The 15,160-nt window shown below is 69.6% G+C and carries 11 protein-coding genes; 7 read left to right on the top strand and 4 right to left on the bottom strand.

Features of this window, described 5'->3' with window-relative positions:
* Positions 1 to 335 precede the first annotated feature (335 nt).
* Both ACI2LP_RS04310 and ACI2LP_RS04305 read left to right on the top strand, forming a co-directional pair.
* Positions 336 to 1,136 carry a ricin-type beta-trefoil lectin domain protein gene (locus tag ACI2LP_RS04310; protein WP_404723008.1) on the top strand — a complete coding sequence of 267 codons (801 nt, stop codon included), beginning with the start codon at positions 336 to 338 and terminating at the stop codon, positions 1,134 to 1,136.
* Positions 1,137 to 1,173: 37 nt separating this feature from the next.
* Complete coding sequence (locus ACI2LP_RS04305; protein ID WP_404723007.1) at positions 1,174 to 1,539, top strand: YbaB/EbfC family nucleoid-associated protein; 366 nt, start codon at positions 1,174 to 1,176, stop codon at positions 1,537 to 1,539.
* Between the two features lie 223 nt (positions 1,540 to 1,762).
* Here ACI2LP_RS04305 and ACI2LP_RS04300 read toward each other — a convergent pair whose 3' ends face one another.
* The 3 genes from ACI2LP_RS04300 to ACI2LP_RS04290 all read right to left on the bottom strand — a co-directional run bounded on the left by ACI2LP_RS04300 (position 1,763) and on the right by ACI2LP_RS04290 (position 6,217).
* A complete protein-coding gene (locus ACI2LP_RS04300; RefSeq protein WP_404723006.1) occupies positions 1,763 to 4,603 on the bottom strand; it encodes a BTAD domain-containing putative transcriptional regulator in 2,841 nt (946 codons plus the stop codon).
* 639 nt (positions 4,604 to 5,242) lie between these two features.
* Positions 5,243 to 5,854 (bottom strand): TetR family transcriptional regulator C-terminal domain-containing protein, encoded by a 612-nt coding sequence (locus ACI2LP_RS04295; RefSeq protein ID WP_404723005.1) that lies wholly within the window; start codon positions 5,852 to 5,854, stop codon positions 5,243 to 5,245.
* 129 nt (positions 5,855 to 5,983) lie between these two features.
* A complete protein-coding gene (locus tag ACI2LP_RS04290; protein ID WP_404723004.1) occupies positions 5,984 to 6,217 on the bottom strand; it encodes a hypothetical protein in 234 nt (77 codons plus the stop codon).
* A 474-nt stretch (positions 6,218 to 6,691) separates the two neighbouring features.
* On the opposite strand from ACI2LP_RS04290, the gene ACI2LP_RS04285 reads away from it, so the two are divergent.
* The 4 genes from ACI2LP_RS04285 (at position 6,692) to argF (ending at position 13,420) form a co-directional block, all read left to right on the top strand.
* Positions 6,692 to 8,167 carry a 3' terminal RNA ribose 2'-O-methyltransferase Hen1 gene (locus tag ACI2LP_RS04285; RefSeq protein WP_404723003.1) on the top strand — a complete coding sequence of 492 codons (1,476 nt, stop codon included), beginning with the start codon at positions 6,692 to 6,694 and terminating at the stop codon, positions 8,165 to 8,167.
* Complete coding sequence (locus ACI2LP_RS04280; RefSeq protein WP_404723002.1) at positions 8,164 to 10,743, top strand: polynucleotide kinase-phosphatase; 2,580 nt, start codon at positions 8,164 to 8,166, stop codon at positions 10,741 to 10,743. The genes ACI2LP_RS04285 and ACI2LP_RS04280 overlap by 4 nt, the downstream gene beginning before the upstream one ends.
* A gap of 272 nt (positions 10,744 to 11,015) precedes the next feature.
* On the top strand, positions 11,016 to 12,248 hold the full coding sequence (locus ACI2LP_RS04275; protein WP_360870460.1) for an arginine deiminase: 1,233 nt from the start codon (positions 11,016 to 11,018) through the stop codon (positions 12,246 to 12,248).
* Positions 12,249 to 12,358: 110 nt separating this feature from the next.
* Positions 12,359 to 13,420 carry an ornithine carbamoyltransferase gene (argF, locus tag ACI2LP_RS04270; protein ID WP_404723001.1) on the top strand — a complete coding sequence of 354 codons (1,062 nt, stop codon included), beginning with the start codon at positions 12,359 to 12,361 and terminating at the stop codon, positions 13,418 to 13,420.
* Positions 13,421 to 13,476: 56 nt separating this feature from the next.
* Here argF and ACI2LP_RS04265 read toward each other — a convergent pair whose 3' ends face one another.
* The gene (locus ACI2LP_RS04265) at positions 13,477 to 13,896 is read right to left on the bottom strand and encodes an ATP-binding protein (protein WP_404723000.1); all 420 of its coding nucleotides are present in this window, start codon (positions 13,894 to 13,896) and stop codon (positions 13,477 to 13,479) included.
* A gap of 242 nt (positions 13,897 to 14,138) precedes the next feature.
* Here ACI2LP_RS04265 and ACI2LP_RS04260 point away from each other — a divergent pair, with 242 nt between their 5' ends.
* Positions 14,139 to 14,966, top strand: a complete 828-nt coding sequence (locus ACI2LP_RS04260; protein ID WP_404722999.1) for an enoyl-CoA hydratase family protein — start codon at positions 14,139 to 14,141, stop codon at positions 14,964 to 14,966.
* The last annotated feature ends 194 nt before the right edge of the window (positions 14,967 to 15,160 follow it).

The following is a 15,160-nucleotide window of genomic DNA, read 5'->3' as shown; positions in this document are numbered from 1 at the left end:
CGGGTCTGTGCCGGGGGGCAGGGGGATGTCACGGTTGTGCATCGGGCCGCTGCGAGAGAACCCTTCCGGGACCTGCCCCGTAGCAGGGAGTGTCGGCTTCACTTCGGAAGCCGCGCTGCAGGCCGTCGGCCCCGAGTTGAGAGCAATTCCCCAGGGGCCGACGATCGACCGGCATCGGCGCGGTGTAGTCAGCGGACGTAGCAGCCCGTCTCGCGAAAGGATTCACGTCAGTGGGCGAACCCACCCGTCAAGAACCCAGAGCACCAGGAATACCGGGCTTCGCCGCAAGCTTCGCGTCCAGCTCCCGGCAGCGTGGGGATCGCGACACACCCAGTGTGCTGGCACGAGTGCTCACCGTCGGCCTGGTGATCGTGGTCCTGGGCGCCGGTGTCTTCGGCATCGGCAGGTTGATCGACTACCAGCGCGACCGCGACCAGGCCCTCCGCGCCCGGGCGGCCGAGCGAGCCGCGGCCATGGACAACCTGCCACGCCCGGGCAAGACCCCGCCCGGGGGCAACAAACGGCAGGGCAACCGCCCGCCGTCCATCTCCGCCGGGGGCGGCGGCACGGCGCGGTACGCTCCGCCGCCGTACACCCCGCACAAGGGCTCGCCGAGTCCGTCCGCTTCGGCCTCCACCGGCTCCGGCGACAAGGGCGGTCCGGGATCCACCTCGGGTGGCGGCACGCCGCAGCGGCAACTGTCGTCAGCCAACCAGCAGTCGGTGAACAGCAGCGACTCAGGTGGCTCCACGCCGCGCATCGTGGGTGAGGCCTCCAACAAGTGCATCGATGTGACCGACCACATCAACAGCGCTCCGAACAAGGCTGTGCTGCAGATCTACAGCTGCGGCAACAACCCCAACCAGCAATGGACCTTCTACAACGACGGCACCATCCGCTCGCTCGGGATGTGCATGTCCGTGCTGGAGGGCTCGACCGCGGACGGCGCCGCGATCGACGTCTACCAGTGCAACGGCAGCCCCAGCCAGCAGTGGCGCTTCACCACCGCAGGGGACCTGGTCAATGTCAAGGCCGACAAGTGCGTCGACGTAAGGGACTTCAGTACCGCGGATGGCGCCCGGCTGCAGCTGTGGCCCTGCGCCGGCAGCAGCAACCAGAAGTGGCGCCTGGTCTGACCACCCTCGAACCGGCCGGAAGAGGCAGGAGTTCACCATGACAAGCCCGCTGGGCGCGCAACGCCCCGATATGCAACAGTTCCTCCAGCAGGCCCAGGCGATGCAGCGCAATCTGCTCAGTGCGCATAAGGAGCTGACCATGCTGCAGGTCCAGGCCACCTCCGGCAACGGTGCCGTACGAGCCACGGTCGACGGCTCCGCGCAGCTGCAGAAGCTGGATATAGCGCCCGAGGCTGCCGACCCGCACGACACCGAGGGCCTCGCCGAACTGGTGCTCGCGGCCATCCGCGAAGCCACTGAGTCGGCCCGGGAGTTGGCCCAGCAGAAACTGCTGCCGACCATCGCACACACGTTCGGCGAGTCGATTACCGCGAATCTGCGCGATGCGACGGGTGGCCACTGACCTGCCTCTCCGGCCGGTCGGATACTCCTCTGGTGGGGTTGCGATTCCCCGGCCTGTCGGCCTTTTCCAACCCTGTCGTGGAGGGGCTGTGGACCGTCCAGAGCATGTAGCACGCTCGGTCCGCAGGTCTTCTTCGCCCCCGACGGGCCGAGCGTTTGTTCGGCACCGCAATGGCTCGCGGGACCGCGTCCGGGTGAGCCGGCGAGGGAGTTGTATGAGCGCGTCAGGAACAAGGTCGGTTCTCTGTGAGCCCCGTGAGCTTCGCACGGGTGGCCTCCGCGTCCGGATGGCCGAGCCGTTCCAGGATGGCGAGGGCCTCGGCCCATGCCTCACGCGCCGAGGCCACGCGGCCCACCACGTGGTGGGTGTCCCCGAGGCGGCTCAGCGTGCCCGCTTCGGCGTGGGCGACGCCGACTTCATGGAAGAGGACGAGGGCCTGTTCGTAGCTGGCGACAGCCTCTGTGTACCGGCCCAGATGGTGCTGGGCGAGGCCGATGCTGTCCCAGATGTCTGCGTTGAGGTAGGGGCGGTCGGGCAGTTCCTTTATCGTCAGGGCTTCCTGGCAGTGGTCGAGGGCCTGCTGGTGTTGCCCGAGGAGGGTGTGGCACCAGCCGACGGCGTTGAGTGCCGCGGCGGTGCGCGCACTGTGGCCGGCAGCCCGGTGCAGAGCGAGAGACTGCTGGGCGTGGGCGAGCGCTGCCTCCAGGTCGCCCTGCAGTTCGGCCGCCCGGCTCAGCGCCCGGTTGCTCTCGGCGCAGGCGGTCACGTCACCGGCAGCGGTGAACAGCTCCACCGCCCGCTCCATGCGGTTCCGTGCCTCTTCGACCCGGCCCAGATCCGTCGCGGCCCGCGCCAGTCCCTGGTGGACGTGTGCCTGCGCACGGGGGTCGCCGAGACGCTCTGCCGCCTCCATCGCGATGTGCTGTGTGGCTTCGAGGTCGTGCCACAGCCCCTTCCGGTCCAGGTAGTGTCCCACGGCCCAGGCGAGCTGCCAGGTGTGCGTGTCGAGCCCATGAGCGGCCGCCGTTCTGATGGCCGCCACCAGCACCGCCCGTTCGGCGTCGAACCAGGCCGCGGCCGGGCCGGAGTGCCCAGGCTGCGGGGCGAATTCCTCGGCCCGGACGCCCCGGGAGGGGGCAGGCAGCACGATCGCGGGCCGGTCGGGAGAGTACGCCCGCCCTGCGCGGTGGGCACTGTGCAGATAGTGGTCGAGGACGCGGACCCGCGCGGCGTGGTGCGCCTCCGGGGCGTCGTAGGCACGGGCCAGCTCACCGGCGTAGGTGCGCAGCAGGTCGTGGGCGGCGTACCGGCCGGGCACGGGTTCGTCCATGAGGTGGGAGTGGGTCAGTTCGGTCAGCAATTGGTGGGTGTGCGGGGCGCTGAGGCCTGCGAGGCTTGCGGCGGCGGTCAACGAGGTGTCCGGGCCCGGATGCAGGGCGATCAGTCGGAACAGGCGTGCGGCGGCGGGGGTGAGGGCGTGGTACGACCACGAGAAGACGGCGCGTACGTCGACCGCCGTGTCGGTGTCGTGGAAAGCGTCCAGGCGGTTTTGGCCGTCGGCGAGTTCGCCGACGAGGCTCGCAAGAGGGAAGCCCGAGCGGGTCAGCGCCCGCGCGGCCGCGATGGACAGAGCGAGCGGCAGCCGGGCGCAGTGTTCGATGATCTCGTCGACGGCCGTCGGCTCGGCGGCCACCCGGTCGGCGCCCAGCCTGCGTACGAGGAAGTCGCGCGCCTCCGTCGCAGAGAGCACGTCGAGGTGGATGGGCTGGGCTCCGTCCGCGGCAATGAGCCCGGACAGCCGGTTCCTGCTGGTGACGATCACCAGGCAGCCGGGGCTCGCCGGCAGCAGCGGGCGCACTTGCTGGGCGTCTCGGGCGTTGTCCAGCAGGAGCAGCACTCGCCGCCCGGCGAGCCGTGTGCGGTAGCAGGCCACCAGCGCGTCGGCGTCCTGCGGCAGGCTCAGCGGATCGGCCCCAAGTGACTCAAGAAGCGTGCGCAGCGCCCGGTCCGGGGAGACGGGGAGTCCGGCCGGATCGAAGCCCCTCAGGTTGATGTGGAGCTGACCGTCGGGGAAACGGGAGGAGACATGGTGGGCCCAGTGCACGGCGAAGGTGCTCTTGCCGACTCCTGCCATGCCGGCGATGGCGCTGACGACGATGGTCGTGGGCACCTCGCCGTTGCCGGGAAGCAGCAGGTCCAACTGTGCGAGTTGCGCCGCACGCCCGACGAAGGCCGGCAGATCGGCGGGGAGCTGAGCCGGCGTCGGCTGGTCGGGTGTCGGCGCGGCCGGGTGCGCGGGCGTGGGCGTGGGCGGGGCGATCAGTCCGGCGTCCGCCCGCAGGATGCGCTCGAACATGTGCCGGAGTTCAGGTCCCGGATCGACACCCAGCTCATCGGCGAGTACCGCGCGGGCCTCGCGGTACGTCACGAGCGCCTCCGCCTGGCGTCCCGACCGGTACAGGGCGAGCATCAGCATCTCCCGGAACCGTTCGTCCAGCGGGTGCTGGGCCACCAGGGCCGCCAACTCCCTTGCGACATCGGTGTGCTCGCCGAGTTCGAGCCGGACCGCGAGGCTCGCCTCCAGGGCCGAAAGCCTCAGTCGGTCAAGCCGTTCGCGCTGGGCTTGGGCATACTCACCGCGGACTCCGCCCAGCGCGGTCCCCTGCCAGTGAGCGAGGGCGTCGTCCAGGTGCCGTGCGGCAGTCTTGACATCGCCGTCGCGGCGCGCCCGGTCGGCCCGGGCGACGAGGTCCCGGAAGGCAGCCAGATCGAGCGATTCGGGCGACGTATGCATCTGGTATCCGTCCCGCACGGAAAGGATCGCCAGGGGGCCGAGCAGCCGACGCAGCCGATGGACGTAGGTGCGCAGCGAACTTACCGCCGAGCCCGGCGATCCGGTCCCCCAGACGGCGTCGACCAGCGCGTCGACCGGAACCTGTGCGCCTTCGCCGAGCAGCAGCATGGCAAGGACCGCACGCTGCTTCGGAGGCCCGAGGTCCACCTCGTCCGGCCCGCACCAGCCACGGACAGGCCCCAGAACAGCGAAGCGCAGTTGTTCCGGCACTCAAACTCTCCCCTGCTCAGACGTGGAGCAAGGCCATCGCCGCCCTGCTGCCGTGCTCCCCGAGGAGCACGGACGTTCCGCATCCGACTCCACGGCGGTGTCCCCGCGCCGTGGAACGTCAGTGTTCCCACAGCGATCCGGGAGAACGAAGAGCCCTGTGGCAGCCTGCTCGTACCGCATGGTGTGCCTTCCACTGATTCGTTTCTGGCCGTGGATGACTTCGCTGCGGCCGCAGGTACGGCTGGCTGCGACGCTACGGTCCGCCGGCGGGATGGGCCATGATCAAGAGTCTGGAGAACCTGCGTAATCGTCCAAGGCGGACGCAGTCTCCCCTTGTGCGGTGGCGATCTTGTGGCGCTGGTAGGTGCGGGTCACACGGGAGCGGTTGCCGCAACGGGTGGTCACGCACCAGCGGCGGGTCGCCGTCCCCGCCCACCGGCGCATCGACGAGGGTTCCGCGTGGAGGCCGGTCTGGGTGCCGTCTGTGTCGGACTCCTGGTTGGCATGAGTTCGAGAGACGGAAGGGACTCCGAGAGGTGGAAGAGACCCTCACCAAATAATAAGCGACCAGTCGCCTATAAATGAACCGAAGGGGCTTACATCACAGTGAGGCAGTGCCGGGGTGTGCGCTTTGGACCTTCAGACGGATACCCCGACTGCGTCCAGCAGTCGCGGCAGCGAGACGGTGAGGAACCGGTCGTACGGGGCGCGGCTCTGGTCGATCCGGCCGCGCATGACAGCTCCCTCCCAGCTCTCGATGATCATCGATGCCAGGTCTGTTGTCTCGGTCGTCGCGACGACGTCATCAGCGGTGTTCCCGGCTTGCGCCAGACAGGCAGCGATGAGATCCGACCACTGCTCCATGATGTTCGTCAGCCGGAGCCGTGCTTCCCCGTTGTCGTCGGAGAGTTCGAGAGCGAGATTGCCGAGGAGACACCCGAACGCGAACCCGCGCTCGGCATTGTCCCGGGTCAAGGCCTCGAAGAATGCGACGAGGCGGCGCGTCGGCGGGGTGGACGGGTCGGTGAGGATCGGGCCGTGATGACGGAGGATTCCGGCCCAGAAGCGGTCGAGGACCGCCGCCGCGAAGGCGTTCTTGCTGCTGTAGTAGCTGTAGAACGACCCCTTCGGGACGCCGGCGGTGTCCGTGATCTCCTTGATGCCCACCGCGTTGAAGCCGCGAGCATGAAAAAGGGTCAGTCCTGCGTCGAGGAGACTCTCGCGGACGAGGGGATTGGCAGGTCGGGGCACATGCACAGCCTAACCGCAGGGCCGACCGACCAGTTCAGCATCGCCCAGTGGGTCACGCGGCCGCTTGCGTGGTTCCGGGTTCCATAGGCCGGTGCGAGGGCATCCACGGCTCTGCAGACCGACGAGCAGCTACTCGCCCCGGGACTCCGATATAAGGCGTCCGCTGCGCCGGACCAGCTCCCGGTCTGCGTCGACCGTGGAAATCTGCAGATGTCCGAGCCGCTCCGTGGCAACCGACCCGAAGAAGGGCTTGTCCTTGGCCGTGGCGATGTCCAGAGGTACGAAGGTCTGGCACACGACGTCGTTCCAGTAGTCCCGCCTGTCGGACGGGCTTACGGAATCCGTCGAGAGGACAACGGCCACAACGCCTCCACCGTCACACCTGTCGGGCAGACAGTCTCTTCAACCAGGGGTTGCGTGCTTCGCATGCCAACAGGTGCGCATCACACCCTGGAGCGATCAGCAGAGCCCCTCGGCGGATCTCCATGCCGTCCCCGGTCAAGTCCTCGTGCGCCGACGTTCAAGAGCGGCAGGGTGCCCGGCCTGACCTCCACCTGAGCGACGCGCTGAGTCGCCTGCGGTTCGGCGGCAAGGGAGCCGAGTTCACCAGGCTGGGGTCCAGCTGAACCGGCTCATTGCCCGGGAACTCCGGCAGCGCTACGCGGGACTTCACGAGGGGCTGCCGGTGTTGCCTCTGATTGCCTCCGGGCGGACCGGGTCGAATCGGGGTCGAAACCCAGTGGTTGGCTCCGACTGCCTCCTATAGCCTCTGAAACCCGTCCTAGCAGGTCACAGTCGTTTCAACCCCGTGCAAGCAAAGATCAAGAGGTGCGTCGGATGTTCCTGACGATCAGTACGAGCGGTACTCCAGAACGTCCCGCCACCGACCTCGGCTTTCTGCTGCACAAGCACCCCGACAAGGCGCAGGCGTTCTCCACCTCGCACGGCACGGCGCATGTCTTCTACCCCGAGGCATCCGCCGAGCGCTGCACGGCCGCCCTGCTGCTGGAGGTGGATCCGGTGGCGCTGGTGCGGCGCGGCAAGGGCAAGGGCCGTGGCGGTGCGCCCGATTCCGCGCTCGCGCAGTACGTCAACGACCGTCCGTACGCCGCGTCCTCGTTGCTGTCCGTTGCCATGAGCACCGTCTTCAAGAGCGCCCTGCGGGGTGTCTGCGCCGCGCTGCCCGAGCGTGCCGAGGCCGCGATACCGCTGCGTATCGAGGTTCCCGCGCTGCCCGCGCGCGGTGGCGCGGAGCTGGTCCACAAGCTCTTCGGGCCGCTGGGCTGGGCATCGGTGCAGGCGCAGCCGGTGGCGCTGGACGAGCAGTTCCCCGAGTGGGGCGACTCGCGTTACGTACACCTGGTGCTGGAGGGGGAGCTGCGGCTCGCCGAGGCGCTGCGCCAGCTGTACGTCCTGCTGCCGGTGCTCGATGACGCCAAGCACTACTGGGTCGCGCCCGACGAGGTGGACAAGCTGCTGCGGGCGGGCGAGGGCTGGCTGGCCGAGCATCCCGAGCAGAAGCTGATCACGAGCCGTTATCTGTCCCGGCGCTGGGGGCTGACCCGGCAGGCGATGGAGCGACTCGAGCTGGTGCGGCTCGCGGAGTCCGACGACCTCGAGGTCGAGGACGTGGACAACGCCGTGGACGAGACGACCGACACCGAGGAGAAACCGGTGCCGCTCGCCGAGCAGCGGCGGGAGGCGATTCTCCAGGCGCTGCACGGTGCCGGGGCGAGCCGGGTGCTCGATCTGGGCTGCGGTCAGGGCCAGTTGGTGCAGGCGCTGCTCAAGGATGTGCGCTTCACCGAGATCGTCGGAGTCGATGTGTCGGTACGCGCGCTGACCATCGCCGGGCGCCGGCTGAAACTGGACCGGATGGGCGAGCGGCAGGCCGCACGGGTCAAGCTGCTGCAGGGCTCACTCACCTACACCGACAAGCGACTGGCCGGATACGACGCCGCCGTGCTCAGCGAGGTCATCGAGCACCTCGACCTGCCGCGGCTGCCCGCCCTGGAGTACGCCGTGTTCGGGTCGGCCCGGCCGCGGACGGTGATCGTCACCACGCCCAACGTCGAGTACAACGTCCGCTGGGAGACGCTGCCCGCCGGGCATGTGCGCCACGGCGACCACCGCTTCGAGTGGACGCGCGCCGAGTTCCGCGCCTGGGCGGAGAACATCGCCGAACGGGAGGGCTACGGGGTCGAGTTCGTCCCCGTGGGCCCCGACGACCCCGAGGTGGGCCCGCCGACCCAGATGGCCGTGTTCACCAGGACCGACAAGACCGAAGCCGTGAAGGAGGCGAAGGCAGCATGACCAGCACCACCACGAACACCGCGCCGGCGAGGCGCACGCTCCCGGTGACCGACCTGTCGCTGGTCGTCCTGATCGGCGCCACCGGATCCGGCAAGTCCACCTTCGCCCGTAAGCACTTCAAGCCCACCGAGGTCATCTCCTCGGACTTCTGCCGCGGCCTCGTCGCCGATGACGAGAACGACCAGAGCGCGAGCGGCGACGCCTTCGACGTACTGCACTACATCGCGGGCAAGCGGCTGGCGGCCGGGCGGCTGACCGTCGTCGACGCCACCAGCGTGCAGCCCGAGAGCCGCAGGCAGCTGGTGCAGCTGGCCCGCCAGTACGACGTGCTGCCGATCGCGATCGTCCTCGACCTGCCGGAAGAGGTGTGCGCCGAGCGCAACGCCGCACGTCCCGACCGGGCCGGCATGCCCCGCCATGTCATCCAGCGCCATCGCCGCGAACTGCGCCGCTCGCTGCGCGGGCTGGAGCGCGAGGGCTTCCGCAAGGTCCACATCCTGCGCAGCGTGGAGGAGACCGAGGCCGCCGAGGTGGTCCTGGAGCGCCGCTATAACGACCTCACCCACCTCACGGGGCCGTTCGACATCATCGGCGACGTCCACGGCTGCCGTTCCGAGCTGGAGACCCTGCTCGCCACGCTCGGCTATGTGGACGGCGCACACCTCGAGGGGCGTACGGCTGTGTTCGTCGGTGACCTCGTCGACCGGGGACCGGACAGCCCTGGCGTACTGCGCCGCGTGATGAGCATGGTCGCCTCCGGCAATGCGCTGTGCGTGCCCGGGAACCACGAGAACAAGCTCGGACGCTGGCTCAAGGGCAGAAAGGTCCAGCACACGCACGGACTCGCCGAGACCATCGAGCAGTTGGAGAAGGAGGACGACGCCTTCCGCGAGCAGGTGCGGGAGTTCATCGACGGACTCGTCAGCCATTACGTCCTCGACGGGGGCAGGCTGGTCGTCTGCCACGCGGGCCTGCCCGAGAAGTACCACGGGCGCACCTCCGGCCGGGTCCGCTCGCACGCGCTGTACGGCGACACGACCGGCGAGACCGACGAGTTCGGCCTGCCCGTGCGCTACCCCTGGGCGGAGGACTACCGAGGACGGGCCGCCGTGGTCTACGGCCACACACCCGTGCCCAACACCTCATGGATCAACAACACCATCTGCCTGGACACCGGTGCGGTCTTCGGCGGAAAGATGACCGCGCTGCGCTGGCCGGAGCGCGAGCTCGTCGACGTACCGGCCGAGAAGGTCTGGTACGAGCCGGCCAAGCCCCTCGCCACCGAGGCACCCGGCGGCCGCGAGGGCCGGCCGCTGGACCTCGCCGATGTGCAGGGGCGGCGGGTCGTGGAGACCCGGCACATGGCCCGCATCGGCGTGCGCGAGGAGAACGCCGCGGCGGCGCTCGAAGTCATGAGCCGTTTCGCGGTCGACCCCCGGCTGCTCGCCTACCTGCCGCCGACGATGTCGCCGACCGCGACATCGAAGGGGGACGCCCGCGGCGGAGCCGCTGATGGACCCTTTCTGGAGCATCCGGCCGAGGCCTTCGCGCAGTACCGCGCGGACGGCGTCGCGAAGGTCGTGTGCGAGGAGAAGCACATGGGCTCGCGGGCGGTGGCGCTCGTCTGCCGAGATGCCGCGGCGGCGCGCGAGCGCTTCGGGGTCGAAGGACCGACCGGCGCGCTGCACACCCGTACCGGGCGGCCTTTCTTCGACGACCCGGCCGTGACCGAGGAGATCCTCGCCCGGCTGCGTACGGCGGTCACCGAGGCCGGTCTGTGGCAGGAACTCGACACTGACTGGCTGCTCCTGGACGCCGAGCTGATGCCGTGGTCGCTCAAGGCGTCCGGGCTGCTGCGCTCGCAGTACGCAGCGGTCGGCGCCGCGTCCGGCGCGGTCCTGCCGGTCGCCACTGCGGCCCTCGAAGCAGCGGTCGCGCGTGGCGTCCCGGTGGACGGACTGCTGGCCAAGCAGCGCGAACGCACAGGTGACGCGGCCGCGTTCACCGACGCGTACCGGCGCTATTGCTGGACGACCGAAGGCCTGGACGGGGTGCGGCTCGCTCCGTTCCAGATCCTCGCCGTGCAGGGGCGTTCGCTCGCCGCTGTGCCGCACGACGAGCAACTGGCGTGGCTGGACCGGCTGGTGGAGCACGACCCCACGGGCCTGCTCCAGGTCACCCGCCGGCTGATCGTCGAGACCGGCGACGAGGCCTCGGTCGCGGCCGGTGTCGACTGGTGGCTGGAGATGACCGGCAGGGGCGGCGAAGGCATGGTCGTCAAGCCGCTCCAGGCCCTCGCCAGGGACGAGAAGGGCCGGCTGGTACAGCCCGGCATCAAGGTCCGCGGCCGGGAGTACCTGCGGATCATCTACGGTCCCGAGTACACCCGCCCGGAGAACCTGGAGCGCCTGCGCAACCGGTTCCTGAACCACAAGCGCTCGCTCGCGCTGCGCGAGTACGCGCTGGGGCTCGAGGCCCTGGACCGGCTGGCCGACGGGGAGCCGCTGTGGCGGATCCACGAAGCGGTCTTCGCGGTGCTGGCGCTGGAGTCGGAGCCGGTCGACCCCCGGCTGTGAACGCAGCCGCACGGCTTGCGGGGAGGCACTGCCGGCGCCTCCCCGCAGGCAGGGCGCGGCGGGACGACCCTGGACGCCACGGGGCGACCCGACGCGCCCCGCGGACGGGACGATCCCGGCCACGGTCGGGCCGACGAGTGCAGCCGGGTGGGACCGTTCCGGAGCCCGTGGCTGGGGCCCGCGCGGGTCGTCCCGTACTCCCGGCGGCGGATTCGGCAGATGAGTGGGCCATTCGCCGGGTGAACCGGGCTCCGCGCGGCGAGTATGGGGGCATGGGATTCCATGTTGACTCCGAGACCGGGCGGCTGCGCCAGGTCATACTGCACCGGCCCGATCTTGAGCTGAAGCGCCTCACTCCGAGCAACAAGGACGCTCTGCTCTTCGACGATGTGCTGTGGGTGCGCCGTGCCCGGGCGGAGCACGACGGCTTCGCGGACGTGCTGCGCGACCGCGGCGTCGAGGTGCACCTGTTCGGCGATCTGCTGCGCGAGTCGCTGGAGATCCCGGAAGCCAGAAAGCTCGTTCTGGACCGGGTCTTCGCCGAGAAGGAGTACGGGCCGCTCGCCACCGATCACCTCCGGGCCGCCTTCGACGAGCTGCCCACTCAGGAGCTGGTCGAGGCGCTGGTCGGCGGGATGACCAAGCGGGAGTTCCTCGCCGGTCACACCGAGCCGACATCCGTCCGCTTCCATGTGATGGACCTGGACGACTTTCTCCTGCGCCCCCTCCCCAACCACCTGTTCACCCGCGACACCTCCGCCTGGATCTACGACGGCGTCTCCATCAACGCGATGCGCTGGCCGGCCAGGCAGCGCGAGACCGTCCACTTCGAGGCGATCTACAAGCACCACCCCCACTTCACCGGCCCGCTGGCGGGAGATTTCCACCACTGGTCGGAGGGGCAGGACGACTACCCCTCCACCATCGAGGGCGGTGACGTCCTGGTCATCGGCAACGGCGCGGTGCTGATCGGGATGAGCGAGCGCACCACTCCGCAGGCCGTGGAGATGCTGGCGCGCGGGCTGTTCGCCGCCGGTTCGGCCCGGACCATCGTGGCGCTGGACATGCCCAAGCGGCGGGCGCTCATGCATCTCGACACCGTGATGACGATGGTCGACCGCGACACCTTCACCCAGTACGGGGGGCTCGGCATGCTCCGCTCGTACACCATCGAACCGGCCGAAGGCCCCATGGCGCTCAGGGTCTCCGACCATCCGCCCGAGCAGATGCACAGCGCGATCGCCGCCGCGCTGGGCCTGAAGGAGATCAGGGTGCTCACGGCCACCCAGGACGTGCACGCGGCGGAACGCGAGCAGTGGGACGACGGCTGCAACGTCCTCGCCGTGGAGCCCGGCGTCGTCGTCGCATACGAGCGCAATGTCACCACCAATACCCATCTGCGCAAACAGGGCATCGAAGTGATAGAGATCCCCGGCAGCGAACTGGGGCGTGGCCGGGGAGGCCCTCGCTGTATGAGCTGTCCGATCGAGCGTGATGCCGTCTAGCAATGCCGTCCAGCGGTCCCGGGGACGGCAGCCCCGGGGCTCCGTATAGCAATGCAGGGACTCGTATATACTTCCACGGTCATCGCGTCCGCGACCCAGGAGCAGCCACCATGGCGATACATCTCGAAGGCCGCCACTTCCTCAAGGAGCTGGACTTCACCGCCGAGGAGTTCCACGGCCTGATCGACCTGGCCGCCGAGCTGAAGGCTGCCAAGCGGGCGGGTGCCGAGGTGCAGCGGCTGCGGGGCAGGAACATCGCGCTGATCTTCGAGAAGACATCCACCCGGACCCGCTGCGCCTTCGAGGTCGCGGCCGCCGACCAGGGCGCGTCGACCACCTACCTCGATCCGTTCGGCTCGCAGATAGGGCACAAGGAGTCGGTGAAGGACACCGCGCGCGTGCTCGGCCGGATGTACGACGCCATCGAGTACCGCGGGCACGGTCAGGGTGTTCTGGAGGAGCTGGCCACGCACGCCGGAGTCCCCGTGTACAACGGGCTCACCGATGAGTGGCATCCCACCCAGATGCTCGCCGATGTGCTGACGATGACCGAGCACACCGACAAGCCGTTGGACCGGGTCGCGTACGCCTATCTCGGTGACGCCCGCTACAACATGGGCAACTCCTACCTGGTCACGGGCGCGCTGCTGGGCATGGACGTACGGATCGTCGCGCCCCGGCTGCTGTGGCCGGACGAGACGATCGTGGCCCTCGCACGCAGGCTGGCCGCCGTGTCGGGCGCCCGCGTCACGCTCACCGAGGACGTCAAGGAGGGCGTGCGCGGGGCGGACTTCGTCGCCACCGACGTGTGGGTCTCGATGGGGGAGCCGAAGGAGGTGTGGGACGAGCGGATAGCGCTGCTCGGCCCGTACGCGGTGACGATGGACGTGCTGCGCGCCACCGGCACTGCGGATGTGAAGTTCCTGCACTGCCTGCCGGCCTTCCACGATCTGGGCACCAAGGTCGGCCGCGAGATCCATGAGCGGCACGGCCTGACCGAGCTCGAAGTCACGGACGAGGTCTTCGAGTCGGACCATTCCGTCGTGTTCGACGAGGCGGAGAACCGCATGCACACGATCAAGGCGATCATGGTCGCCACCCTCGCCGGGCCCGTCGCCGAGGAGCCTGCCGACGCCTCCGCCGACGTGCCCGCAAAGACGCGGCAGCCGTAAGCCAAGCGCGATGAGTGGGGTTCGGGCTCGCATGCCCGAGCCCCGCTTTTCAGTCGTCAGCTCCGCGACGGGAGCGTGAACCAGACCGCCTTGCCGCTGTCGGTGGGGCGGTGCCCGCAGGCCGAGCTCAGCGCGCGGATCAGCAGCAGACCCCGGCCGTGCTCCTGCCAGGGGCCGGGGCCGGAGCCGTGCGCGGGCCTGGTCAGATTCCCCGGCAGGGCCGGGTCGCCGTCATGGACCTCCACCTGGCAGCCCGTCGGCAGCAGCTCCACCACCAGCTTGATGGGGGTGCCGGTGTCGGTGTGCTCGACCGCGTTGGCGACGAGCTCCGCCGTGAGCAGCTCGGCCGTGTCGCTGTCCGGGGACACCTCGATGTCCGCCAGCGCCGTGCGGATCAGGGCGCGGGCGATCGGCACGGCGGCCGTGGTGTGCGGCAGGGCGATGCGCCAGGAGGCGGGGCCGGAGGCTTCGAGCAAGGTGCGGGGTTCCGTTCGACGACGCGGGGCGTGGTCCTGTCTTCAACCTTATGAGGCGCAAGCGGGCAAACAAGGTGCTGAGGCCCGAACGGGATGGGACCTGTGCCACAGCTGGAACGGGAACTTTGCCCGGATACAAGTCGGCCACCACCGGCGTATTGCGTACTCGTGACGGGAGTCACGTATGAGTGATAACTTCAAGAGGCAGGCAGCCGACCGCCCGCTGAAGGAGGCCACACTCCATGAGCCCCTTTTCCGGCTCCGCGCAGCGCACCCAGGAATGGCGCCATCTGCGGCTCACCACGGACGACGGGGTCGCGACCGTCACACTCGCCCGGCCCGAGAAGCTCAATGCGCTCACCTTCGGCGCCTACGCCGACCTCCGCGATCTGCTGGCCGAGCTGGCGCGGGAACGTTCGGTCCGGGCGCTGGTGCTGGGCGGGGAAGGGCGCGGATTCTGCTCGGGCGGCGACGTCGACGAGATCATCGGCGCCACGCTCGCCATGGACACGGCCCAGCTTCTCGACTTCAACCGGATGACGGGACAGGTCGTACGGGCGCTGCGTGAGTGCCCGTTCCCGGTGCTCGCGGCCGTGCACGGCGTGGCGGCGGGCGCCGGTGCGGTTCTGGCGCTGGCCGCGGACTTCCGTATCGCGGACCCGTCCGCGCGGTTCGCGTTCCTCTTCACGAAGGTGGGGCTGTCGGGCGGCGACATGGGGGCGGCGTATCTGCTCCCGCGGGTCGTCGGGCTCGGCCATGCCACCCGGCTGCTGATGCTCGGCGAACCGGTCCGCGCGCCCGAGGCCGAAAGGATCGGCCTGCTCAGCGAGCTGACGGAGGAGGGCCGGGCGGACGCCCGCGCAGCCGAACTGGCCCGCCGCCTGGCGGACGGCCCGGCCCTCGCGTATGCCCAGACGAAGGCGCTGCTCACGGCCGAACTCGACATGCCGCTCGCCGCGTCGGTCGAGCTGGACGCGGCGACGCAGGCGTTGCTGATGAACGGCGAGGACTATGCGGAGTTCCACGCGGCGTTCACGGAGAAGCGCGCGCCGAAGTGGCGGGGGCGCTGACGATGCCACGCCGTCCGCCCCGGGGGCTCCGCCCCCGACCCCCCGCGCCTCAATCGCCGGCGGGGCTTGAATTGCCCGGGCACATCAAGCCCGTCCGGCGATTGAGGACACGCCCGAAGGGCGTACTGGGGGTCTGGGGGCCTGCCCCCAGTTACGGGAGACGGGGCGAGGAAAAGCCCCCCGCGCCGCAGTCG

This window comes from Streptomyces sp. NPDC019890 (genome assembly GCF_044903445.1).
GTDB lineage: Bacteria > Actinomycetota > Actinomycetes > Streptomycetales > Streptomycetaceae > Streptomyces.
Note: the sequence above shows the minus strand (reverse complement) of the source record. Positions and strands in the feature narration are given on the sequence as shown.

Coding starts and splice junctions, on each gene's coding strand:
- ACI2LP_RS04305 (WP_404723007.1), top strand. CDS start 1,174: ATGACAAGCCCGCTGGGCGCGCAACGCCCCGATATGCAACAGTTCCTC.
- ACI2LP_RS04285 (WP_404723003.1), top strand. CDS start 6,692: ATGTTCCTGACGATCAGTACGAGCGGTACTCCAGAACGTCCCGCCACC.
- ACI2LP_RS04280 (WP_404723002.1), top strand. CDS start 8,164: ATGACCAGCACCACCACGAACACCGCGCCGGCGAGGCGCACGCTCCCG.
- ACI2LP_RS04275 (WP_360870460.1), top strand. CDS start 11,016: ATGGGATTCCATGTTGACTCCGAGACCGGGCGGCTGCGCCAGGTCATA.
- argF (WP_404723001.1), top strand. CDS start 12,359: ATGGCGATACATCTCGAAGGCCGCCACTTCCTCAAGGAGCTGGACTTC.
- ACI2LP_RS04260 (WP_404722999.1), top strand. CDS start 14,139: ATGAGCCCCTTTTCCGGCTCCGCGCAGCGCACCCAGGAATGGCGCCAT.